General features: G+C 72.0%; 21 protein-coding genes. 12 read left to right on the top strand and 9 right to left on the bottom strand.

Going from position 1 to position 21,092, the window contains the following annotated elements; genetic code table 11:
- Positions 1 to 50 precede the first annotated feature (50 nt).
- From DP939_RS05550 to DP939_RS05530, 5 genes are all read left to right on the top strand, one after another.
- Positions 51 to 1,007 carry a DUF389 domain-containing protein gene (locus tag DP939_RS05550; protein ID WP_225878073.1) on the top strand — a complete coding sequence of 319 codons (957 nt, stop codon included), beginning with the start codon at positions 51 to 53 and terminating at the stop codon, positions 1,005 to 1,007.
- Positions 1,008 to 1,078: 71 nt separating this feature from the next.
- Entirely contained in the window at positions 1,079 to 2,047 is a 969-nt protein-coding gene (locus DP939_RS05545) for an ABC transporter ATP-binding protein (protein ID WP_113979413.1), read from the top strand.
- Positions 2,044 to 2,943 carry an ABC transporter permease gene (locus DP939_RS05540; RefSeq protein WP_113979412.1) on the top strand — a complete coding sequence of 300 codons (900 nt, stop codon included), beginning with the start codon at positions 2,044 to 2,046 and terminating at the stop codon, positions 2,941 to 2,943. Before DP939_RS05545 ends, DP939_RS05540 begins: the two co-directional genes overlap by 4 nt.
- A complete protein-coding gene (locus DP939_RS05535) occupies positions 2,940 to 3,911 on the top strand; it encodes an ABC transporter ATP-binding protein (RefSeq protein ID WP_225878055.1) in 972 nt (323 codons plus the stop codon). Before DP939_RS05540 ends, DP939_RS05535 begins: the two co-directional genes overlap by 4 nt.
- Positions 3,908 to 4,624, top strand: a complete 717-nt coding sequence (locus tag DP939_RS05530; protein WP_113979411.1) for an ABC transporter permease — start codon at positions 3,908 to 3,910, stop codon at positions 4,622 to 4,624. The genes DP939_RS05535 and DP939_RS05530 overlap by 4 nt, the downstream gene beginning before the upstream one ends.
- Positions 4,625 to 4,677: 53 nt before the next feature.
- Here DP939_RS05530 and DP939_RS05525 read toward each other — a convergent pair whose 3' ends face one another.
- Positions 4,678 to 5,064 (bottom strand): nuclear transport factor 2 family protein, encoded by a 387-nt coding sequence (locus tag DP939_RS05525; RefSeq protein ID WP_113979410.1) that lies wholly within the window; start codon positions 5,062 to 5,064, stop codon positions 4,678 to 4,680.
- A gap of 87 nt (positions 5,065 to 5,151) precedes the next feature.
- Between DP939_RS05525 and DP939_RS05520 the strand changes: the two genes are divergently transcribed.
- On the top strand, positions 5,152 to 5,931 hold the full coding sequence (locus DP939_RS05520) for a helix-turn-helix domain-containing protein (protein ID WP_113979409.1): 780 nt from the start codon (positions 5,152 to 5,154) through the stop codon (positions 5,929 to 5,931).
- A 154-nt stretch (positions 5,932 to 6,085) separates the two neighbouring features.
- Positions 6,086 to 7,576, top strand: a complete 1,491-nt coding sequence (locus DP939_RS05515; RefSeq protein ID WP_113979408.1) for an alpha/beta hydrolase — start codon at positions 6,086 to 6,088, stop codon at positions 7,574 to 7,576.
- Here the strand turns inward: DP939_RS05515 and DP939_RS05510 are convergent.
- Positions 7,558 to 7,764 (bottom strand): heavy-metal-associated domain-containing protein, encoded by a 207-nt coding sequence (locus DP939_RS05510; RefSeq protein WP_113979407.1) that lies wholly within the window; start codon positions 7,762 to 7,764, stop codon positions 7,558 to 7,560. The two genes, DP939_RS05515 and DP939_RS05510, sit on opposite strands and share 19 nt — an antisense overlap.
- A complete protein-coding gene (locus tag DP939_RS05505; protein ID WP_113979406.1) occupies positions 7,761 to 8,186 on the bottom strand; it encodes a nuclear transport factor 2 family protein in 426 nt (141 codons plus the stop codon). The genes DP939_RS05510 and DP939_RS05505 overlap by 4 nt, the downstream gene beginning before the upstream one ends.
- 64 nt (positions 8,187 to 8,250) lie before the next feature.
- Here DP939_RS05505 and DP939_RS05500 point away from each other — a divergent pair, with 64 nt between their 5' ends.
- The gene (locus DP939_RS05500) at positions 8,251 to 8,835 is read left to right on the top strand and encodes a TetR/AcrR family transcriptional regulator (protein ID WP_113979405.1); all 585 of its coding nucleotides are present in this window, start codon (positions 8,251 to 8,253) and stop codon (positions 8,833 to 8,835) included.
- A 63-nt stretch (positions 8,836 to 8,898) separates the two neighbouring features.
- Here the strand turns inward: DP939_RS05500 and glmM are convergent, their stop codons facing one another.
- The 3 genes from glmM to rplM all read right to left on the bottom strand — a co-directional run bounded on the left by glmM (position 8,899) and on the right by rplM (position 11,316).
- Positions 8,899 to 10,236, bottom strand: a complete 1,338-nt coding sequence (glmM, locus tag DP939_RS05495) for a phosphoglucosamine mutase (RefSeq protein ID WP_225878072.1) — start codon at positions 10,234 to 10,236, stop codon at positions 8,899 to 8,901.
- A 68-nt stretch (positions 10,237 to 10,304) separates the two neighbouring features.
- On the bottom strand, positions 10,305 to 10,826 hold the full coding sequence (gene rpsI / locus DP939_RS05490; protein ID WP_113979403.1) for a 30S ribosomal protein S9: 522 nt from the start codon (positions 10,824 to 10,826) through the stop codon (positions 10,305 to 10,307).
- A 46-nt stretch (positions 10,827 to 10,872) separates the two neighbouring features.
- Positions 10,873 to 11,316, bottom strand: a complete 444-nt coding sequence (gene rplM / locus DP939_RS05485; RefSeq protein ID WP_113979402.1) for a 50S ribosomal protein L13 — start codon at positions 11,314 to 11,316, stop codon at positions 10,873 to 10,875.
- 419 nt (positions 11,317 to 11,735) lie between these two features.
- Here rplM and DP939_RS05480 point away from each other — a divergent pair, with 419 nt between their 5' ends.
- From DP939_RS05480 to DP939_RS05470, 3 genes are all read left to right on the top strand, one after another.
- The gene (locus DP939_RS05480) at positions 11,736 to 12,473 is read left to right on the top strand and encodes a CAP domain-containing protein (protein ID WP_158578465.1); all 738 of its coding nucleotides are present in this window, start codon (positions 11,736 to 11,738) and stop codon (positions 12,471 to 12,473) included.
- Between the two features lie 35 nt (positions 12,474 to 12,508).
- Positions 12,509 to 14,407 carry a hypothetical protein gene (locus DP939_RS45320; RefSeq protein ID WP_147267876.1) on the top strand — a complete coding sequence of 633 codons (1,899 nt, stop codon included), beginning with the start codon at positions 12,509 to 12,511 and terminating at the stop codon, positions 14,405 to 14,407.
- Positions 14,408 to 16,060: 1,653 nt separating this feature from the next.
- Positions 16,061 to 17,968: a hypothetical protein gene (locus DP939_RS05470; RefSeq protein WP_147267875.1), complete on the top strand. Its 1,908-nt coding sequence runs from the start codon at positions 16,061 to 16,063 to the stop codon at positions 17,966 to 17,968.
- Here DP939_RS05470 and DP939_RS05465 read toward each other — a convergent pair.
- Positions 17,958 to 18,461, bottom strand: a complete 504-nt coding sequence (locus DP939_RS05465; protein WP_199564938.1) for a MarR family transcriptional regulator — start codon at positions 18,459 to 18,461, stop codon at positions 17,958 to 17,960. The two genes, DP939_RS05470 and DP939_RS05465, sit on opposite strands and share 11 nt — an antisense overlap.
- A gap of 37 nt (positions 18,462 to 18,498) precedes the next feature.
- Here DP939_RS05465 and pip point away from each other — a divergent pair, with 37 nt between their 5' ends.
- Positions 18,499 to 19,479 carry a prolyl aminopeptidase gene (gene pip, locus DP939_RS05460; RefSeq protein ID WP_113979397.1) on the top strand — a complete coding sequence of 327 codons (981 nt, stop codon included), beginning with the start codon at positions 18,499 to 18,501 and terminating at the stop codon, positions 19,477 to 19,479.
- Between the two features lie 6 nt (positions 19,480 to 19,485).
- Here pip and truA read toward each other — a convergent pair whose 3' ends face one another.
- Entirely contained in the window at positions 19,486 to 20,358 is an 873-nt protein-coding gene (gene truA / locus DP939_RS05455) for a tRNA pseudouridine(38-40) synthase TruA (RefSeq protein ID WP_113979396.1), read from the bottom strand.
- A 95-nt stretch (positions 20,359 to 20,453) separates the two neighbouring features.
- Complete coding sequence (gene rplQ, locus DP939_RS05450) at positions 20,454 to 20,999, bottom strand: 50S ribosomal protein L17 (protein ID WP_113979395.1); 546 nt, start codon at positions 20,997 to 20,999, stop codon at positions 20,454 to 20,456.
- Positions 21,000 to 21,092: the final 93 nt, after the last annotated feature.

The following is a 21,092-nucleotide window of genomic DNA, read 5'->3' as shown; positions in this document are numbered from 1 at the left end:
GGCCGTGCCTCGCCGGGTCCGCTCTCACTAGGGTGGGCCACGTGCTGCACATGCGCGTCATAAGTCCCGCCACGCACACCGCCGCGGCCGTCGAGTACCTGACCGGCGCGCCCGGCGTGGTCGATCTGGTCGTGCTTCCCGGCGTGGCCGCCCGCCCGCAGGGCGACGTACTGCTGTTCGACGTGGCCCGCGAGGCGGCCAACGACGTGCTGGGCCGGTTGAAGGAGATGCGCCTGCACGAGGTGGGCTCGATCAGCGCCGACAACGCGGGCCTGATCCTTTCCGAGGCCGCCGACCGGGCCGAGGCCGAGGCCCCGGGCGACCCCGACGACGCCGTGGTGTGGGACGAACTCAGCCAGCGGGTCGCCGACGACAGCCGGATGACCTGGGCCTATTTCGCGTTCTTCGCCATCGCCACGCAGATCGCGGCCATCGCGGTGGTGGTCGACTCGCCGATCGTGCTGGTCGGCGCGATGGTGCTGGGACCGGAGTTCGGGCCGATCTCGGCGATGTGCTTCGGCCTGCTGCGCCGCGACGGCGCGCTGATCGGCCGGGCGGCCAGGAGCGTGGCGGCCGGGTTCTGCGTGGGCATCGCGGTGACGTTCGTGTGCGCGCTGGTCTCGCTCGGGATCGGCTGGATCGGCCCCACCTCGCTGGACTCCCACGCCGAGGTCGAGTTCATCGTCAATCCGGACCGCTGGTCGTTCATCGTGGCGCTTCTGGCGGGCGCGGCGGGCGTACTGTCCATCACGGCCGCCAAATCGACGGCCCTGATCGGGGTCTTCATCTCGGTCACCACCGTGCCCGCGGCCGGTTACGCCGCCCTGGCCCTGGCGCTCGGCCGCTGGGACGACCTCGGCTCCTCGATCGCCCAGGTCGCGGTCAACGTGCTCGGCATGACCATCTCCGGCACGGCGACGCTGTACGCGCAGCGGCTGCTGTGGTCGCGCCTCGGCGGCCCCTATCCCGGGCAGCTACGGAGGATGCTGAAGCACACGCGACCCTGATTAACGGCTAAGGGTCAGATCGTACATTCGGACGAGGGCATGCCCGGAAATGCGGCGATAGAGTCCGCCCCATGACGATCCTCGCGACCGAAGGGTTGACCAAACGCTTCCCCCGGGTGACCGCGCTCGACACGCTCAGCGTCACGGTCACCCCGGGGGTCACAGGTCTGGTGGGGGCCAACGGCGCGGGCAAGTCGACGCTCATCAAGATACTGCTGGGCCTCCTCGAACCGACCGCCGGAACGGCCCAGGTACTCGGCCTCGACGTGGCCACCAAGGGCGCCGAGATCCGGCGCGCCGTGGGTTACATGCCCGAGCACGACTGCCTGCCCCCCGACCTGTCGGCCACCGAGTTCGTGGTCCACATGGCCCAGATGTCCGGGCTGCCGCGTACGGCGGCCCGCGAACGCGCGGCCGACACCCTGCGCCACGTCGGCCTGTACGAAGAGCGCTACCGCCCGGTGGGCGGCTACTCCACCGGCATGAAACAGCGGGTCAAGCTGGCCCAGGCGCTGGTCCACGACCCGCGCCTGGTGTTCCTGGACGAGCCCACCAACGGCCTGGACCCACAGGGCCGCGACGACATGCTCCGGCTGATCCGGCGGATCGGCGCGGAGTTCGGGATCAGCGTGCTGGTCACCTCGCACCTGCTGGGCGAGCTTGAGCGCGTCTGCGACCACGTGATCGTGATCGACGGCGGGAAGCTGCTGCGCTCGTCGGCGATCGGCGAGTTCACCGGCGCGACCGAGACCGTGACGGTCGAGGTCGAGGAGGACTGGCGGCCGCTCGCCGCCCGGCTCGGCGAGCTGGGCGAGACCGTGAGCGGCGCGGGCCGCCTGCTGACCGTCAAGGTACGCGGCCCCGAGACCTACGACGCCGTACGCGACGCCGTGTGCGACCTGGACATGTCGCTGATCCGGCTGGAGCAGGGCCGCAGGCGGATCGAGGACGTCTTCCGCGGCTCGGCCGCTGAGATCGACGAGACCGGCCGGGCCCACGAGACCACTTCCGCCGCATCCTCCGGGGGCGTGACCGCATGACCGCCACATCGACCCCCGAGCCCGCGGGCGTCATCCACGACATCGGCTACCGCCACTACGACGGCGCGCGGCTGGGCCGCGGCCAGGCCAGGCTCGCGCTGACCCGGCACAGCCTGCGCGGGGCCTTCGGCCTGGGCCGATCGTTTCGCGCGAAGGTCATGCCGTTCGTGCTGCTGGTCATCATGGTGCTGCCGGCCGTCGTGTCCATCGCGGCCATGGCGCTGGTCCGGCAGCCGGGGCCGGTGATCCAGTACCCCGGCTTCGCCGCCACCATGTCGGTCGTGCTGGCCATCTTCCTGGCCACCCAGTCGCCCGTTCTGGTCGCGCCCGACCTGCGCTTCCGCGTCCTGCCGCTGTACTTCTCCCGGCCGGTGACGGTCGGCGACTACGTCGCGGCCAAGGTGGCCGCGATGTCGCTGGCGCTGCTGATCCTGCAGTGGCTGCCGCTGACCGTGACGTACATCGGCGAGCTGCTGGTCGACCCGCCCGGCGGCGACCCCGCCACCGGCCACTACGTGGCGAGCATGCTCCTTTCGGTCGTCTACTCGGTGATGCTGGCCTGCCTGGGTCTCGCCATCGCCTCGCTCACCCCGCGCCGCGGGCTCGGCGTGGCCGCGGTCATCGCGTTCTACCTGTTCACCACGGCGGTCTCCCAGGTGCTCACGGAGGTCTTCGGCTCGATGAGCGACGACGGCTCGGCCGGGTGGGCACTGCTGATCAACCCGTTCTACCTGGTGGACGCCGTACAGGTGTGGCTGACCGGGGCCTCGGGCGCGATGGGCAACTCCTACCCCGACGGAGCCTCCGGGCCGGTCGCGGCCCTCGGCGTCGTCGCGCTGACCGTGCTGGGCGGCGCCGTACTGATCCTGCGCTACCGGAAGGCGGCATCCGCGTGACCACCACCACACCGGAGGGCGTGACCACGCCGTCCGCCAGCACGACACCCGCCCGCGTCGAGCTTCGCCAGGTGTCGCGCTGGTACGGCAACGTCGTCGCGGTCAACGACGTCACGATGACGATCGGCCCCGGCGTCACCGGCCTGCTCGGCCCGAACGGCGCGGGCAAGTCCACGCTGCTGCACATGATGGCCGGATTCCTGGCCCCCTCCACCGGCAGCGTGACCCTGGACGGGCGGCCCATCTGGCGCAACCACGACGTGTACCGCTCGATCGGCCTGGTCCCCGAGCGGGAGGCCGTGTACGGGTTCCTCACCGGGTGGCAGTTCGTGCTGTCCAGCGCGAAGCTGCACCGCCTGCCCGACCCGGAGGCGGCGGCCCGCCGCGCGCTGACCACGGTCGAGATGCTGGACGCCGCCGAACGCCGGATCGAGACCTACTCCAAGGGCATGCGCCAGCGGGTCAAGGTCGCCGCGGCGATGGTCCACGATCCGCGCGTACTGCTGCTGGACGAGCCGTTCAACGGCATGGACCCGCGCCAGCGCCTGCACCTGATGGACCTGGTCAGGCAGATGGGCGCGGCGGGCAAGACCATCTTGTTCAGCTCGCACATCCTGGAGGAGGTCGAGCGGGTCGCCCAGCAGATCGAGGTCCTGGTCGCGGGCCGGCACGCCGCCTCCGGCGACTTCCGCGAGATCCGCCGCAGGATGACCGACCGGCCGCACCTGTTCACCATCCGCTCCAGCGACGACCGCGCCCTCGCCGCGGCCCTCATCGCCGACGCCTCCTCCGGCGCGGTCTCCCTCACCGAGAACGGCCTCCAGGCCCAGGCGGTGGACTTCGCCCGCTTCACACGCCTTCTCCCCCGCGTCGCCAAGAGCGCCGGAATCCACGTCTGGCAGGTCGCCCCCGCCGACGAGGACCTGGAGAGCGTGTTCTCCTACCTCATCACCAGGAGCGCCACATGAGCACGGTCGCGGGGATCAGTTACCGCATGGTCATCGGGCGGCGGCGGATCTGGTTGATGGTCCTGTTGCCCGCGGGGCTCATCGCGCTGGCCGTACTGCTCCGGATGATGGGCAGTGACGACGAGCGGTCCGCGCTGATGTTGCTGAAGATCTTCGGCGTGGGGACCATGCTGCCGCTGCTCGGCCTGATCGCGGGCACCGGCGTGATCGCGCCCGAGATCGACGACGGCACCATCGTCCACCTGTTGTCCAAGCCGATCTCCCGCCCGGCGATCGCGGTCACCAAGTTCGGGGTGGCCGCCTCGCTGCTGGCGCTGTTCGGCGCGCTGCCCGCCTTCGTCGCCGCCTACCTGCTCGTGGGCACCGAATCGGGGATCGCCCTCGGGTTCGCGATCGGCGCGTTCGCCGGGGGCGTCGCCTACGCGGCGCTGTTCCTGCTGCTCGGCGTCATCACCAAGCACGCGGTGGCGATCGGCATCGCGTACGCGCTGATCTGGGAGTCCGTCGTCGGCGGGTTCGTCCCCGGGGCCCGCAACTTCTCCGTCCAGCAGTGGGCCCAGTCGATCGCCTACCAGTTCAACACCTCCGGCTTCTTCAGCAAGCCCAGCGTCAGCGTCGGCTTCGCCCTCATCGCCATCGCCATCGTCACCATCGGCGCGGTCTTCTGGGCGGGCCAGCGCCTGCGGTCCTTCACCCTCGCCGGCGAGGAGTGACCCCGCGCGTGTGCGCCCCGCCGTACGGTACGGCGGGGCGCACGCGTTTCGGGTCAGAACATGCCGTGCGGGACCCGGTCGGGCTCGGGGACCGGCTGGATCACGTCCCAGTGTTCGGCGATCAGGCCGTCCGCCATTCGGAAGATGTCCACGATCGCGACACCGCGCTCGCTTTCCGGAGCCACCATGTGGAGATGCACGACCACGTGATCGCCCTCGGCGATGACCCGTTTGAGGTCGAGTTTCGACCGGGCGAGCGGGGTCGTGGCGATGTACGCGATGAAGGCGTCCCGGCCCGAAGGGGCGTCCGGGCTGTGCTCGATGTAGTCCTCGCGCAGGTGGTCGCGGAGCACCTCGATGTCGCCCGCCGCGAACTCCTTGAACACGTGGACGGCGACTTCCTTGTTGCGCGCGGCATTGCTTTCACTGGTCTGGGTCATGGGCCCGACCGTTCCAGAATTTCTTCGCCGGTGTCGATTACGCCGCAGGTAATCGAGGGGATCGGCGCCGCTGGCGATAATGTTCCCATGACGGGAGATCGGCCTGCCGGTGAGCTGTTGCGGGAATGGCGGCACCGCAGGGGGCTCAGCCAGCTCGACCTGGCGATCCAGGCCGGGGTGTCCGCGCGGCACATCAGCTTCGTGGAGACCGGCCGCACGATCCCCAGCAGCGCGATGGTCCTGCGCCTGGCCGAGCACCTGGACGTACCGCTGCGGGAGCGCAACCGCCTGCTGGTCGCCGCCGGGTACGCGCCCAGCGTCCAGGAGCGGCCCCTGGAAGATCCCCATCTGGAGCCGGCCAGGCAGGCCCTCCGGCAGGTCGTCCGAGGTCACGAGCCCTATCCCGCGCTCGCCATGGACCGCCGCTGGAACATGCTGTTCGCGAACTCCGCGATCGACGTCTTCCTTGAGGGGGTCGATCCGGCGCTGCTCCGGCCGCCGGTCAACATGATGCGGCTGGGCCTGCATCCCAGCGGCTTCGCGCCCCGGCTGCTCAACCTCGCCCAGGTCCGAGCCTTCCTGCTCCCCCGCCTGGCCCGGCAGGCCGCCAACACCGGCGACCCCGAGACCACCGCCCTGTACGAGGAGCTGCGCTCCTACGGGCCGGAGGGCGACCCGCCGCCGCTCGATCCGGCCGACATCGCGCTCCCCATCCGCATCCGTCACCACGGCACCGACCTCTCCTTCATCAGCACCATCACCACCATCGGCACCGCCTTCGACATCACGTTGGACGACATCGCCGTGGAGGCGTTCTTTCCCGGCGACGCGACCACCATCGATTACTTCGCCCGGGTGCCCGGCTGACCGGCCGGGCGATCACCCGCGCATAAAGCGCGGAATTTCCCGGACGCCGGCCCGCCATTCTCAATTGGTCATTCCGGCCTATGGTCACGGTGAATCAGGGGGTCGACAATCTGGGCGTCCAGGAAATGGACGTGCCCCGGTGATTGGAGATCACATGCGTAGGACCGGGCCATTACTCGCCGCGGCCCTGGCCGCCCTCATCGGCCTGACCCCTTTCGCCCCCGCGCGGGCCGCCGAACCGTCCGCCATCGAATGGGCCGCGTGCGCGTGGCCCCGGGAGAAGTACGAGTGCGGCACGCTCACCGTGCCCGTGGACTGGAAGGACCCGGCCGGGCCGACCGTCGAGCTGTTCCTGACCAGGCAGCGCGCGACCGATCCGGCGGCCCGGATCGGGTCGCTGCTGGTCAACCCCGGCGGGCCGGGCCTGTCCGCGGCCACGTTCGCCACCTTCGGCTTCTTCAGCCCGGAGGTCCGCCGCCGGTTCGACATCGTGGGCTTCGACGTCCGTGGCACCGCCGGGAGCCATCCGGTCCTGTGCTCGGCCGACCTCCTGGCCCAGTACCCGGACACGTTCATCAAGAACCAGGCCGAACTCGACCACTGGCGGGACTTTAGCGGCCGGATGCGCGCCGACTGTAAATCCCGCACCGGGCCGGTGTTCGAGCACCTGGACAGCGTTTCCGTGGCCCATGACATGGACGCCGTGCGCGCCGCGCTCGGCGAGGAGAAGGTCACCTTCTACGGGATCTCCTACGGCACGGTGCTCGGCCAGGCGTACGCCGAGCGGTTCCCCCGCCGCGTGCGGGCCCTCGTCCTGGACAGCGTCGTGGACCACAGCATCGGCGAGGGCCGCGCGTTCCGCGACACCGCCGCGTCCACCCAGGGCGCCTTCGACGCCTTCGTGCAGTGGTGCGCGGGCGAGGCCCGGTGCGCACTGCACGGCAAGGACGTACGCGCGATCTGGACACGGCTCATGGACCGGGCCGAACGCGGCGAACTGGGCACGCACACCAAGCGGAGCGTGGCCCGCATCATCTCCAGCGGTTCGTACGCGCCCGCGTGGTACTCCGTCGCCGAGCAGATCGCCCGCCTCGACGCGAGCCCCCCACCGGCCTCCCTGCGAGCCCCGGGTGACCTGCCGGTGGCATGGCAGCTCAACTGCGCGGACTTCGACACCTCGATCCGCGACTACGAGCAGTACGCCAGGTTCCTGCGCCGCGCCAAGGCCGTCGCGCCCGACGTGGAGCTGAACCCGTCGCATCTGACGCTCCAGACCTGGTGCCTGAGCGAGCCGAAGCCCATCCCGAACCCGCAGCACCGCCTGCGCGTGCGCGGCGCGCCGCCGATCCTGGTCGTCAACTCCCGCAACGACCCGATCACCGGCCACGCCTGGGCGGTCAGCGTCGCGGGCCAGCTCGGCAAGGCCGGCCGGCTGCTCACCTACGAGGGCACCGGGCACAGCGTCTACGGCCGCGGTGACTGCACGATCAGCACGATCGACCGGTACCTGATCGAGCTGAAGCCGCCCGCGTACCGGGCGAGCTGCCCCGCCGTACCGCCGGAGCCACCCGCGCAGGCCCGTACGCCGCAGGACCTCCTCCTGCGGGACCTCGCCGACCGGGCGGCCTACGGGACGAGTTCGTAACCCGCCTCCTCGACCGCGGCGCGGACCTCCGCGACGTCCAGGGCACGGTCACCGGTGACGGTGACCGTGCCGCCGCCGACGTCCACCGTCACCGTGTCCACGCCCGGGACGCGTTCGATCTCCTCGCTGACGAACCGCGCGCAGTGCCCGCAGGCCATGCCGCTCACCCGGTACACGTGCCGCGTCACGCCGGGGCCTCGTCCTGGCCGGGGAGCATGCGGGTGAGCATGTTGGCCTCGCACATCCGCCCATCCGGGGCGAACCGCCCGAAGAAGCACACCTCGATGGCGAAATCCCGCTTGGGGTTGCGGACGTGCAGCGTGTACCTGGCGGCGAGCGTGTCCCCCTGCCGCAGCGCCTCGTGTACCTCCATGCGGCTCGTCGGACGGTTCTTACGCACCGGGCGGGTGTGCGCGATGAGCTTGTCGCGGTCCATCCGGTGCCCGTCGGCGACCTGGACGATGTCCGGCGTGTGGTAGCGGTCGATGATCACCCCGGAGTCCTCGTCGGTGTTGACCAGGTCGTCGTTCAGGGCCCGATAGAAGTCGGCGATGAACCGTTTGGGGTCGGTGTCGCCGAGCAGGGTGTCGTTGAGCACGGTCAATCCCATCACCTACTATCTCTTACAGCTCGTAAGATATAAGTCCGGCGAAAACTTTGGCAAGGTGTAAGAGTTGTCTCGGTACCAGGCCCGCAACCGCCGTGCCGACGCGGTGCGCAGCAGGGCGGCCATCCTCGACGCGGCGCTGCGGCTGCTGCGCGCCGATCCCGACGCCAGCGTCGAGGCCATCGCCGCCGCGGCGGACGTGACCCGCCAGACCGTCTACGCGCACTTCCGTTCGCGCGAGCGGTTGCTGGCCGCCGTCGTCGAGCAGGTCACCGGCGAGACGGCCGCCGCGATGGACGCCGCCGACCCCGACACGGGCCCGGCCGCCGAGGCGCTGCTGCGGGTGCTCGACGCCGCCGCCCGTACGGCGGAGCGCTACCCGGGGCTGGTCCAGGCCATCGTCACGAACCCGGTGAGCCCGCGTACCGACCGCGAGGCGCACGCGCCGATCAGCGAGCGCCTGATCCGGGTGATCGAGCGAGGCAGGGCGTCCGGGGAGTTCGATGCGGGCCTGCCGGCCGGCTGGCTGGCCACGGTGACCATCACGCTGGCGCACGCGGCGGGCGAGCAGGTCGCCGCGGGCCTCATGCCGCCGGAGGAGGCCGCGCGGGCGATGCGGACCACGCTCCTGCGCGCCCTCACCCCGCCATGAGGGCCGGAAAACGCGACACCCCGGCCGCGGAACCGAGCCGGGGTGACAGTGCGATGAGCGGGTTCAGGAACAGGTGGCGCGGACCGTCTCCGCCAGTCGTTCCGCGATCTCATGGGCCATGATCTCGGAGGACGCCTCCACCATGACGCGGATCATGGGCTCGGTGCCGCTGGGCCGGATCAGCACGCGGCCGGTCTCGCCGAGTTCGGCCTCCGCGCGGCCGATCGCCGCCGCGAGGTCGGGCGAGGCCGCGGCCTTCGCCTTGTCCACGCCCTTCACGTTGATCAGCACCTGGGGCAGCCGGGTCATCACCGAGGCCAGCTCGGCCAGCGACCGGCCCTGCCTGGCCACCTCCGCGATCAGGTGCAGCGACGTCAGCAGCCCGTCGCCGGTGGTGGCGTGGTCCAGCAGCAGGACGTGGCCGGACTGCTCGCCGCCCAGGTTGTAGCCGCCGGCCTTCATCGCCTCAAGGACGTAACGGTCGCCGACCGCCGTCTCGATCACGTTGAGCCCGGCGCCCCGCATCGCGATCTTGAAGCCGAGGTTGGACATGACCGTGGCCACCACGGTGTCCTTGACCAGCTCCTTCTTGGCGTGCATGGCGAGCGCCAGGATGGCCATGATCTGGTCGCCGTCCACGATCTCGCCCTCGTGGGTGACCGCGAGGCAGCGGTCGGCGTCGCCGTCGTAGGCGACCCCGAGGTCGGCGCCCCGCGACACCACGACCTGCTGGAGCCGGTCGAGGTGCGTCGAGCCGTAGCCGGCGTTGATGTTCAGGCCGTCCGGGCGGGCGCCGATGGCCTCCACCGTCGCGCCCGCGCGCACCAGGGCCTCGGGGGCGACGGTGTGGGCGGCGCCGTTGGCGCAATCCACGATCACGTTGATGCCCTCAAGACGGACGGGCAGCGTGGTCAGCAGGTGCGCGATGTACCGGTCGGCCTCGCCGTACGCCTCGTGGACCCGGCCGACGCCGGAACCGGCCGGGCGCTCCCACCGCTCGCCCAGCCGTTCCTCGATCTCGTTCTCCACGGTGTCGGGCAGCTTGTAGCCGCCCTTGGCGAGGAACTTGATCCCGTTGTCGGGGGCCGGGTTGTGCGACGCGGAGAGCATCACCCCCAGGTCGGCGCCGAGTGCCGCGGTGAGGTAGGCGACCGCGGGCGTCGGCAGTACGCCGAGCCGCAGCACGTCCACTCCCGAGGAGGCGAGCCCGGCGACCACCGCGGCCTCAAGGAACTCCCCCGAGGCCCGCGGATCCCTGCCCACGACCGCCACCGGCCGGCCGCGCCCAGCGGCGCTGCCGGCCGCGCCGACGCCGGCCATGTCGTCGGCCATGTCGCCCGCGCTCCCGGCGAACGCTCCCGCGTCACCGAGCACGTGGGCCGCCGCCACCGACAGCTCCATGGCGAGCTCGGCCGTGAGGTCGCGTCCAGCGACCCCACGGACCCCGTCGGTGCCGAAAAGCCGCGCCGTCAACGCTTGCTGTACTGCGGAGCCTTACGGGCCTTCTTCAGGCCGTACTTCTTGCGCTCCTTGACCCTGGCGTCGCGGGTCAGGAAGCCGGCCTTCTTCAGCGGCGGACGGTTGGTCTCGACGTCGAGCACGGCGAGCGCACGGGCCAGGCCCATGCGCAGCGCACCGGCCTGGCCGGTCACGCCGCCGCCGTCGATCCGCGCGACGACGTCGAACTGCTCCTCGGCCCCCAGCGTCACGAACGGCTCGTTCACGATCTGCTGGTGGACCTTGTTCGGGAAGTAGCCGTCGAGGGCGCGACCGTTGATCTTCCACTTGCCCGTGCCGGGCACGATGCGGACCCTCGCCACGGCCTCCTTGCGGCGGCCGGTGCCGTAGGAGTTGCCCGTCGTGACGGGCTTGCGGACGGGCGCGTCGCCGGCGGGGGCGGACTCGCTGGTGTACTCGGTCGGGAAGTCCTCGCCGGAGAATTCCTCCAGCTCGCCTTCGACGGGCGTCTCGACACCGGTGGGCTCGGCCACGGTTCTCCTCTTACTTTCTCGGCGCTACTGGTGGGATGCTCTGGGCTTACTGAGAGATCTGGGTGATCTCGAACGGGACCGGCTGCTGCGCCTGGTGCGGGTGCTCCCCACCGGCGTAGACCTTCAGCTTCTTGGCCATCTTCCGGCCGAGGGCGTTCTTCGGGAGCATTCCCTTGACGGCCTTCTCCACGGCGCGGTCGGGGCGCTTTTCCATCAGCTCGCCATAGCTCACGGAACGCAGACCGCCGGGGTAGCCCGAGTGGCGGTACGCCTTCTTCTGCAGAAGCTTGTCACCGGTCAGCGCGATCTTGTCGGCGTTGACGACGATGACGAAGTCACCGGTGTCGACGTGCGGGGCGAAGATCGGCTTGTGCTTACCGCGAAGCAGCGTCGCCACCTGGCTGGCGAGCCTGCCCAGCACGACGTCGGTCGCGTCGATCACGAACCACTGGCGCTGAACTTCGGCGGGCTTGGTTGAGTACGTGCGCACGGTCGTATGGCCTTCTTTGCTCGCGTCTTCGGCGCTGCCTTCGGGATGGCAGCCTGTGGTGGGAAGGTGCGGGCACACGGCGACCCGGACCTTCCGTCTCCGCACACGGGAGAAGACGCCGGACGCGCCGCGCTTCAGTCGCCAAGGACTGACTCGCACACAACGAACAAGCAGACTACCGCCCATCGGCGGCCACGGTCAAAACGGCCACGCCGCGCATGGGGGTACGGGTCGTTCGGGGCCTCAGGGCGACGGTCACTGATGCGTATGGGGGACGGAAGGAGAACGGTTGGGTTTCGTTCCCGCGTTTCCCTTTTTCCCCATGACTCAACATCTCTATCGTTGGGGGCGGAATGCGGCAGCCCCCTCACGTTCGGTCACCCCAGGCGATGCTCCGGCGCCGGAGTCATCTGGGGGTCGTGGCGTGCCTGGTGTCGGTGCTCATCACCGGCATCGTGATCGGACGGGTCTCACGCGGCGCGGAGGAGCCGGAGCCGGTGTTCCTGAACAACGTCGAACCGGCGACGCCCACCGTACTGGCCCAGCCGCGCGCCGACCGCAGCCGCGCCCCGCTCGGCGCCGTACTCCGCCCGTCGCCCTCCGCGCCGCACGCCAGACGTACGCACGCCCCGCTCCCCCGCTCGACCAGCAGCGCCCTGAGCGACTACGTCCCGGTGCCGCAGGACGCCGTGGGGGCGCAGGCCACCGACGGCACCGACGTCGGCGGGGGCCTGCGGGAGCAGCCGCGGATCGCCCCGACCGCGCTGTACGGTTCGCTGCGCGCGATGGAGAGCCAGGCGGTACGGCTGACGAACCGGGCCAGGCGCAAGCACGGCTGCCGGCCGTTGCGGCTGGACCAGAGGCTGATGCGGTCCGCCCGGCAGCACTCCATCGAGATGGCGAAAAGCGGGCAATTCACCCATAACTCCCCGAACGGCTCGTCTCCGTGGAGGCGGATGGAACGCGCGGGCTACAAGGACGGCGGCGCGGAGAACATCGGCAGGGGCTACCTCGGCGCGAAGGAGGCCATGCAGAGCTGGATGGGCAGCCCGAGCCACCGCGCGAACATCCTCAACTGCAGGATGGTGGCCATCGGAGTGGGGGTCGCGGAGGGGCCCGGCGGGCTGTGGTGGACACAGGACTTCGGATATTCATGACCATCTCGGTGCCCGTTCACAGTTAATCTCGGCGCATGGGTAACCCCGGGGAACCGTCACGTCGCCAGCCGTATGAGCAGTCGGGCTCTTCGCCACCGGCCAAGGAGAACTGGTTCACGGCCTCGCCGCACAACCAGAAGCCCGCCGAGCCGCCGCACGACTCCCAGCGCGCGCCCGGCAGCGGTCCGGAGGCAGGCCCCGACCATCCCTCCCACCCGGATTACGGGCTCAATCCGGGGTTCGACCGCGCGCTCGACCCGGACTTCGACCCCCTGGACCTCAGCCGCCCGCTGGGCGCGCCGAGGCCGGCGGGACCTGCGGACCCTCCTCCTTCCGGGGGGAGCGACCCGCTGGGGCTCGGTCCGATCCTCGGCGGAGGACCACTGCCGCCGGATTCCGACAGCGGGCCCAGCACCGATCCGGGGGCCAGCACGAACCCCGACATCAGGACCGGCCCCGACTCCGGCCTCGGCGAGCCGTTCGGGCTCGGCGAACCCTTCAGGAGCGGGCCGCCGGACACGGGCGGCGGGACCGGTGAGCTGTCCGGGCGCGGCCAGGCGCCGGGGCCTGGTGGCCCCGGTCCGGCGGCGGGGCCGGGCGGCACGGGAGAGACGTTCGGCGGGCCTGGCCCGTTCACTCCGGGAGCGGCGGCGAACGACCCGCTCTTCGGCGCACTTCCCGGCACCTCCGCGACCCCTCCTCCTGGGCCTCCACCAGGGCCTCCTCCAGGGCCTCCGTTCGGGGCCACGCCGGAGCCCGGCACGGGGCCTGGTGTCAAACCGGACGCGGGGCCGGAGCTCGGCGGGAAGCCGGAGCCTGAGGAGCCCGGGGGCGCGTTCGGTGGCAAGCCCGGCCCGGACGGGCCTGGTCCGCGCCGCGGCAAGCCGGAGCCCGACGGGCTCGGAGGCGTGCTCGGCGGGAAGCCGGGGTCCGACGCGCTCGCGAGCGTGTTCGGCGGGAAGCCGGAACCTGATGGGTTCGGGAGCGTGTTCGGTGCGGAGTCCGGGCCCGAGCCCGGTGCCGCGCCCCGTGGTCGCAGGCGGCGGGGCGCGCCCAGCGGTGGCGACGGTACGCCTCCCGGTGGCGATCCCGCGTCCTCGTCCGAAGCGCCGACGACCGTCTCCGGTTCGTCCGGTACGCCGGGCGCGGGCGGCCCCAAGCAGGAGTTCGAGCCACCCCGCCCCCGGCGGGAGATGTGGAGCCCCTACGACGAGGGCCCCAGGTCACGCCGTCCCATCTACATCGCCATCGCCGGGCTCCTCGTCCTGATCGCGGGTGGTGTCGGCCTGGCGATGCTCGCGTCCGCCGACGCCGACCCGAAGCCGGCCGTGAGCCCGGAGCCCTCCGCCGCCGCGACCAACCCGCTCGTCCAGAACCGTCCGGCCGGGAAGGACGGCTTCGCCTCCTCCCGGACCACCGACAAGTACCCGCTGACGCTCAAGGAGGTGTTCCCCGACGCCAAGGTCGGCTCCTACGTGCGTACCGCGCGCAGGACGGACAAGAAGTGCAAGGACGCGGCCACGGGCGACAAGCTCATCAAGGCGCTCAAGGACGCGGACTGCAACCAGATGCTGCGGGCCACGTACCGTGACAAGTCCGGCAAGATCATCGGAACGGTGGGCGTCGCCAACCTGAAGACCTCCAAGCAGGCGAGCAAGGTGGTGGACGCGGCGGCGGGCGGTGCGCTGGAGGACTACGTCAAGCCGCTGCCCGGCAAGGACGAGGCCACCAAGACCCTCGGTACGGGGCAGGCCAACGCGGGGGCCTGGCGGCATGGGCACTACGCGGTGCTGTTGTGGTTCCAGTTCAAGGACGGGCACGAGCCGAGCAAGGCCGAGCGCAAGAAGCTGACCGGCGCGGCGATGGCCATCGCGGACAAGACCGTCTATCCCGCACTGGACTCACGGGCCCTGACGGGACGGAAACCGGAGTGATCTCGTCCTAAGATGCACCTTTTGTGGGCAATTGCCAGGAAAGGCGTGCCGGATCCGTCCATACCGGCGTGACGGTCCCGGACTCTCGCTACGCTTCGGCGTATGCGTGGCCAGGATTCAGTGTCCGAGCACGACCGTGACAGCGGCGGCTCGGCCGCTTCGGCGACCCCGCCACCGAGCTTCGGCCAGCCGACGCACCAGCAGTCCCCGGAGCCGGGTACGGCGGCACCCCAGGTGCCGCCGCGAGCCCCTTACTCCGACGGGGACAACCCCTGGCCTCAGCCGTCCGCTCCCCTGCCCTCCCGCCCGACCGGCGGCACGACGCCGGACCGGCCCGGTCCCACCTCATCGCCGGGCGGCGAGCGGCCGGGTGTCCCCGGCCCGCCCCCCTGGGCCGCGGGCGGCTCCACACCGGACCAGGGCAAGCCTCCGGCGTGGCCGGGCGCGGCCGAGCCGTGGGAGGTGTCCGGCGAAAGCTCCGCCTACGACTGGCACGCCGGCCTCCCCGCAGCTCCAGGCCAGCCCCGTCCCGGCCCGGCCAACATGACCCCGGCCCCGGGCCCGGTCCACGGCTTCGCCCCCCTCCGGGGACAGGACCCCAACATCGGCCCCGGCCTCCCCAGCGGACCGCCCCCTCCCGACCGCCCGGGCACCCCCGACACGCCGAGCCTTCCCGCTGGAACGCCCCCTCTTGGCCGCTCAGGCTCTTCCGACGCGCCGGGCTTTCCCGGCGGGACAACCCCTCCCGGCGGTACGGGCCTTCCCGGTGGAACCCCCCCTCCCGACCGCCTGGGCTCTCCCGACGGACCAGGCTTCCCCGGCGGTACGGGCCTTCCTGGCCGTACAAGCCGTTCCGGCGGCACGGCTTCTTCCGGCGGGCCGGACCTTCAGGGCAGAACAGACTTTCCCGGCGGTACGGGCCTTTCTGATGGCAGGGCTTCTCTCGGCAGCACGTCCCGACCCGGCGAGCCCGGCCTTCCCGGCAGAACGGGCGGTTCCCACGGAATGACCCCGCCCGGCGCCCCGAACTTCCCTGGCGGAATGGCTTCCCCCGGTGGACCGGGTATCCCCGGCAGGACGGGGCACCCCGGCGGACCGGACCTTCCCGGTGGGACGACTCCTCCCATCGGCACGGACCTCCCTGGCGGTACGAGCCTCCCCTATGGAACAGCTCCTACCGACAACTCGGACCCTCGCAACGGCATGACGCCTTCCGGTGGACCGGGTATCCCCGGCAAGACGGGTCACCCCGGCGGACCGGACCTTCCCGGTGGGACGACTCCTCCCAGCGGTACGAGCCTCCCCTATGGAACAGCTCCTACCGACAACTCGGACCCTCGCAACGGCATGGCTCCCCCCGCCGGACCCGGTATCCCCGACAAGACGGGGTACCCCGGCGGAACGACTCCTCCTGGCGGTACGCGCCTTCCGGATGGGGCGGCTTCTGCCGGTGGGCCGGGCCTTCCGGATGGGGTGACCCCTCCCCGCGGAACGGATCTTCCTGGTGGTACGGCGGGGCCGGCCTACCGGGGCGCGGGTGATCTGCCTGCGCCGTGGCCCGGTGGACCGGGTGGAAGCGGTGGGCGGGGGCCTGGTGGCCCTGAGGAGCCGTCGTGGCAGCCGCCTGCCGGTTACACGGCTGCGGCGGCCGGGATGCCGGTGTGGCAGGGCGCACCCGAGTCGTCGGGTTCCGTCCCTTGGCCGGCGGCGACGGGCGAGCCGGTCGAACTACCGCCGTGGGCGTCCGAGCCGGACGAGTCCCCCGAGGCGTCCCCCTGGAACGTCACCCGGGCCGCCCGCCCCCGCCACGGCGCTCCCGGCCCGGCAGGCGACGGCCGCCCGCGCCGGGAGGAGCCTCAAGACGCGCCCTGGGACCCGCCTGCGGGCCCCGGCGAGGCGACCGTGACTCGTCAGGTGAACCGCCGCGATGACGGCCCTCAGCGGCCCGGCGCGGGGGAACCCGTGCAGGGTGTCCCGCTGCCGCCGTTCCCCGCCCCCGGGGCCCCCGGTGACCGCACGCCACCGCCGTACGCCCCGCCGGGCACCGGTGGCGCAGGTGACGCGATGGCGGGCCCTCCGGCCGGAGAGGGCGGCACCGGTACGCCGCCGGTGATCCAAGGGCACGTCGAGCCGCCCGGCGCCCCGCCGCCGATGTTCGGGGCCTCCGGCGGCATTTCCAGCAACGCCAGCGTCGCTCCGCCCCCTGGCGACCTGCCTCCGCCCCCGTGGGCCTCCGCCCCGTGGGAGCCGCCGCCCGCCGCGCGGCACGGGTCCGTCCCGGCCGACGGCCCGACCCCGCCGGACGGCTTCCGCCCGCGCCGAGAGTCCCCGGCCGGGCCCATGGGAGACGGCCCTCGCCCCGAAGAACACACCCTCCGCCTCTCCGGCGAGGACCCCGCATCCGGCGCGATCCGCCCCACCGGGGACGGACCCACCCCACCGGGAGCACAGCGGCCGATGCCGGACGGGCCGGTACCGGCCGCCGCCGAAGGACGTCCGTTCCCCGGCGGACCCGTGCCCATCGGCGAGGACCCCACACCGCCGGGCGGCCCCTGGCCGCCCGGTGCCCACCGCCCGGTGCCGGGCGGATCGGTGCCGACCGGCCCCGAACCCTTCCCCGGCGGCGAGGACCCCGCATCCGGTCCATACCGTCCGATGCCGGGCGGGGACGGGACGATGGCTCTCGACACGTTCCGGCAGCCCGGTCCCGTGCCGGGTGGTCCTGTGCCGGGTGGTCCGCCGTTCCAGGGGCCCGGTGAGGCCGAACCACGGTCGTTGTTCACGCCCGGCGGCCAGCCGCCCGGTGCCCAGGTTCCGACCACGACCGGCCCCGCCCCCGGGGCCCCCAAGCGGAAGATGACGCTGATCATCGTCGGGGCCGTCGTCGCGCTCGCCGTGGTCGTCGGTGCCGGGTTCTTCCTGCTCCGGTCGCCGTCCGGCACCCCCAGCGCCGGAGGCGATGACGTACTGGCCACGAACCAGCCCACCGGCGAGCCCTCCCCCAGCGAGCCGGCCGGTGAGGCGGGCGGCAACTCGATCCTGAACGCCGAGGCGACCGACCCGCAGAAGCTGTCGCTGGCCGAGGCGTTCCCGGAGAAGAAGGCCGAGTTCAACGGCGTCGCCTACACCCGCGTGAAGACCGACATAACCGACAAGTGCGCCAAGGCGGCCATCGGAAAGTTCGCCGAGGCGCTGACCGGCAACAAGTGCGCCCGGGTCGTGCGCGCCACCTACGTGGACGGCAAGAAGCGCCACGCCATCACCACCGGCATCGCCGTCTTCCCGACCAGGGAGGACGCCCTCGCCGCCGACAAGGCGAAGAACCTGGGCACCAACGTGTGGTTCCGCGCGCTGCCCGGCGGGTCCGGTTCGGGCGCGGAGCGAGTGCACATCGCGGGCGGGTACGCGTCCGGGCTGGTCTGGGGCCGCTACATCGTGTTCAGCTACGCCACCAACGCCGACGGCCACACCCCGACCGCCAAGGAGAAGGGGCTCGGCGAGGTGAGCGGCGCGTTCCGCGACAACACGGCCCTGGTCCTGGAGCGCCGCATCACGGGCTGACGACCCCCTCGGCCTCCTGGGGGCCGTCGGCCAGCCGTTCGCGCAGGGGACGGCGTTGCAGCGCCCGTACTACGGCGACCAGCACGTCGCCGAGCGGCATGGGCAGTTCGGCGTCGAGTTCGCGCATGGCGGCGGCGGTGGCGGCCCAGTCCGCCTCGATGAACGGCAGCAGGTCCTTCGCCCGGGCCGTCAGGTTCGCGACCCTGGTCCGGGCGTCGGCGCCGGGTTCGAGGGTGAGCAGGCCGGAGCGGGTCATCAGGCGCACGGTCTGGCTGGCCGCCGAATGGGTCACTCCGACGCTGCGCGCCAGATCCCGGATCGGCATCGGTCCCTCGGCCGCCAGTGCCCTGATGACCGGCGAGTAACGCGGCCGGTAGTCGGCAAGGCCCGCCCTGCCGTACCGCTCGGCGAGTTCGCCGTCGAGGAGTTCCAGCAGGTGGCGCAGGAGGGTGCCGACGGCCTCCCGATCGGGCACGGGCTCGGTCATGCTCATGGACGCCAATCTAACAGTGCTGTTATAAATTGGCGCCATGGTCGATCTCTATCCCGCCGAGACCGAGCCGTACGAAAGCGGCATGCTCGACGTCGGCGCAGGCAACCACATCTACTGGGAGATCTGCGGCAACCCGGACGGCAAGCCCGCCGTCGCCCTGCACGGCGGCCCCGGTTCCGGGTGCACGCCGGGCTGGCGGCGCTACTTCGATCCCGCCGTGTATCGCCTGGTGCTGTTCGACCAGCGCGGCTGCGGCCGGAGTACGCCGTCCGTGGGCGACCCCGCGGTGAGCCTCGCGCACAACACCACCCACCACCTGCTGGCCGACATCGAGGCCCTGCGCGACCATCTGGGCATCGCCGAGTGGCTGGTGTTCGGCGGTTCGTGGGGAGCGACGCTCGGGCTCGCGTACGCGGAGAGGCACCCCGAGCGGGTCTCGGAGCTGGTCCTGTTCAGCGTCACGAACACCTCGCGCCGCGAGGTCGAGTGGATCACCCGCGACATGGGCCGGATCTTCCCCGAGGAGTGGGCGCGGTTCCGTGACGCCGTACCGCCCGGGGACCGTGACGGGAACCTGGCCGCGGCGTACGCGAAGCTGCTCGCCGATCCCGGCCCGGCGGTCCGTGAGAAGGCCGCGCGGGACTGGTGCACCTGGGAGGACACCCATGTGGCTACGGTCAGGGACTACCGGCCCGACCCCAGATACCAGGATCCGGAGTTCCGGATGGTCTTCGCCCGCCTGGTGACCCACTACTGGGCGAACGCGGCGTGGCTGGAGGAGGGCGTCCTGGTCCGGGAGGCGGACAGGCTCGCGGGCACGCCCGGCGTACTGGTCCACGGGCGGATGGACGTGAGCGGCCCGCCCGACATCGCCTGGCAGGTCGCGCAGCGCTGGCCCGACGCCGAGCTGGTGCTGATCGACGAGGCGGGCCACGGCACGGGCCATACCGGCATGGCCGGGGCCCTGCTCGACGCCATCGACGGCTACGGCCGAGCCTGGCCGAAAAAGACCGCTTAGACCGAGTCAGACCGGGAGGGTTCGCACGCGGCGGGTCGCCTCGGCCCGCCGCGCCAGCTCGCCCGGCGGCGGGTACCGGACCTCCTCCAGGCACAGTCCGTGCGCGGGCGCGACCGTCACCGCCGAGTCACGTACCGCGCGCCGCAGTACCTCCCCCGGCCAGGCCACCTCCCGCCGGCCGTCGCCGACCCACAGCAGCGCGCCGACCAGGGCCCGGACCATGGAGTGACAGAACGCGTCGGCCACCACCGTGGCCACCAGCGCGCCGCCCTCCCCCGGCTCGCGCGCCCACTCCAGGCACCGCAGCTCGCGGATCGTCGTCGCGCCCTCGCGCCGCTTGCAGAACGCGGCGAAGTCGTGCTCGCCGAGCAGCCGGGCCGCCGCCTCGTTGAGCCGGGCGACGTCCAGGGGGCGGGGGTGCCACAGTACGTCGTGCCTGCGCAGCGGGTCCACGCCTGCCGGGTCGTCGCTCACCCGGTAGGCGTAGCGGCGCCACAGCGCGGAGAAGCGGGCGTCGAAGCCCTCAGGAGCCACGCTGAGCCCCCGAACCCGCACATCGGGTATCAGGACCCCGTTGACCCGCTTGAGCAGTCCAGGAAGCCGCTCAGCCACTTCCCGGGGCTCGGTGTCCCGGCTGAGGGCGGCGATGGCCGCCTCGGACAGATCGACGTGCGCGACCTGCCCGCGCGCGTGCACCCCGGCGTCGGTACGCCCGGCGACCGTCAGCGCCGGCCGCTCCTCGCGCATCCGCAGGACCGTGGCGAACGCCGCCTCGATCTCCCCCTGGACGGTACGGCGGGCGGGCTGCGCGGCCCATCCGGAAAAGCCGGTGCCGTCGTAGGCGATGTCCAGGCGCAGCCGTACGACGTCGTCGACCATGACCCTCCTCCGCTACGTGTGGAAAAGCGACGGGCCCGCCCCCGTCCGTCGATCCGGGGTGCGGGCCCGCGTTGTGCTCTGGGAGACCTCGTGGGTCAGGACTCGTCCTTCTTGGGCTCGTCCTTCGCCGTCTCGGCCGCCTCGCCCTGCTCGGCGGGGGCCGCGTCCTGCGGCTCGGCCTGCGCCTCGTCGGTGGGCTCAGCGTCCTGCGGCTCCGCGTCCTTCGGCTCGGCCTCGGCGGCCGGGGCCGCGTCGGCGGCACGCGAGACGCGCACCGGGTTCATCGGCTCGGTCACCAGCTCGATCACGGCCATCGGGGCGTTGTCGCCCTTACGCGGGCCGATCTTGGTGATCCGCGTGTAGCCGCCGGGACGCTCCGCGAACGTGGGAGCGATCTCGGTGAACAAGTGGTGCACGACACCCTTGTCCCTGACGACGGTCAGCACCTGGCGACGGTTGTGGATGTCGCCCTTCTTGGCCTTGGTGATCAGACGCTCCGCCAGCGGGCGCAGGCGCTTGGCCTTCGCCTCGGTGGTGCGGATGCGGCCGTGCCGGAACAGGTCCGTGGCCAGGTTGGCCAGGATCAGCCGCTCGTGGGCCGGGCTGCCGCCGAGACGGGCGCCCTTCGTGGGCTTGGGCATTGTGGTGGTCTCCTCGTGAGTGAACCCGTCCCGGCCGTGTGAGGTACCGGGATCGGGCCGGCGGGCGCGCCGCCGTACGGGCTGACGCGCCCC

The sequence above is a fragment of the Spongiactinospora rosea genome, assembly GCF_003315795.1.
Taxonomy (GTDB): Bacteria; Actinomycetota; Actinomycetes; order Streptosporangiales; family Streptosporangiaceae; genus Spongiactinospora; species Spongiactinospora rosea.
The sequence above is the reverse complement of the archived record's forward strand: the minus strand, read 5'-3'. Positions and strand labels throughout refer to the sequence as shown.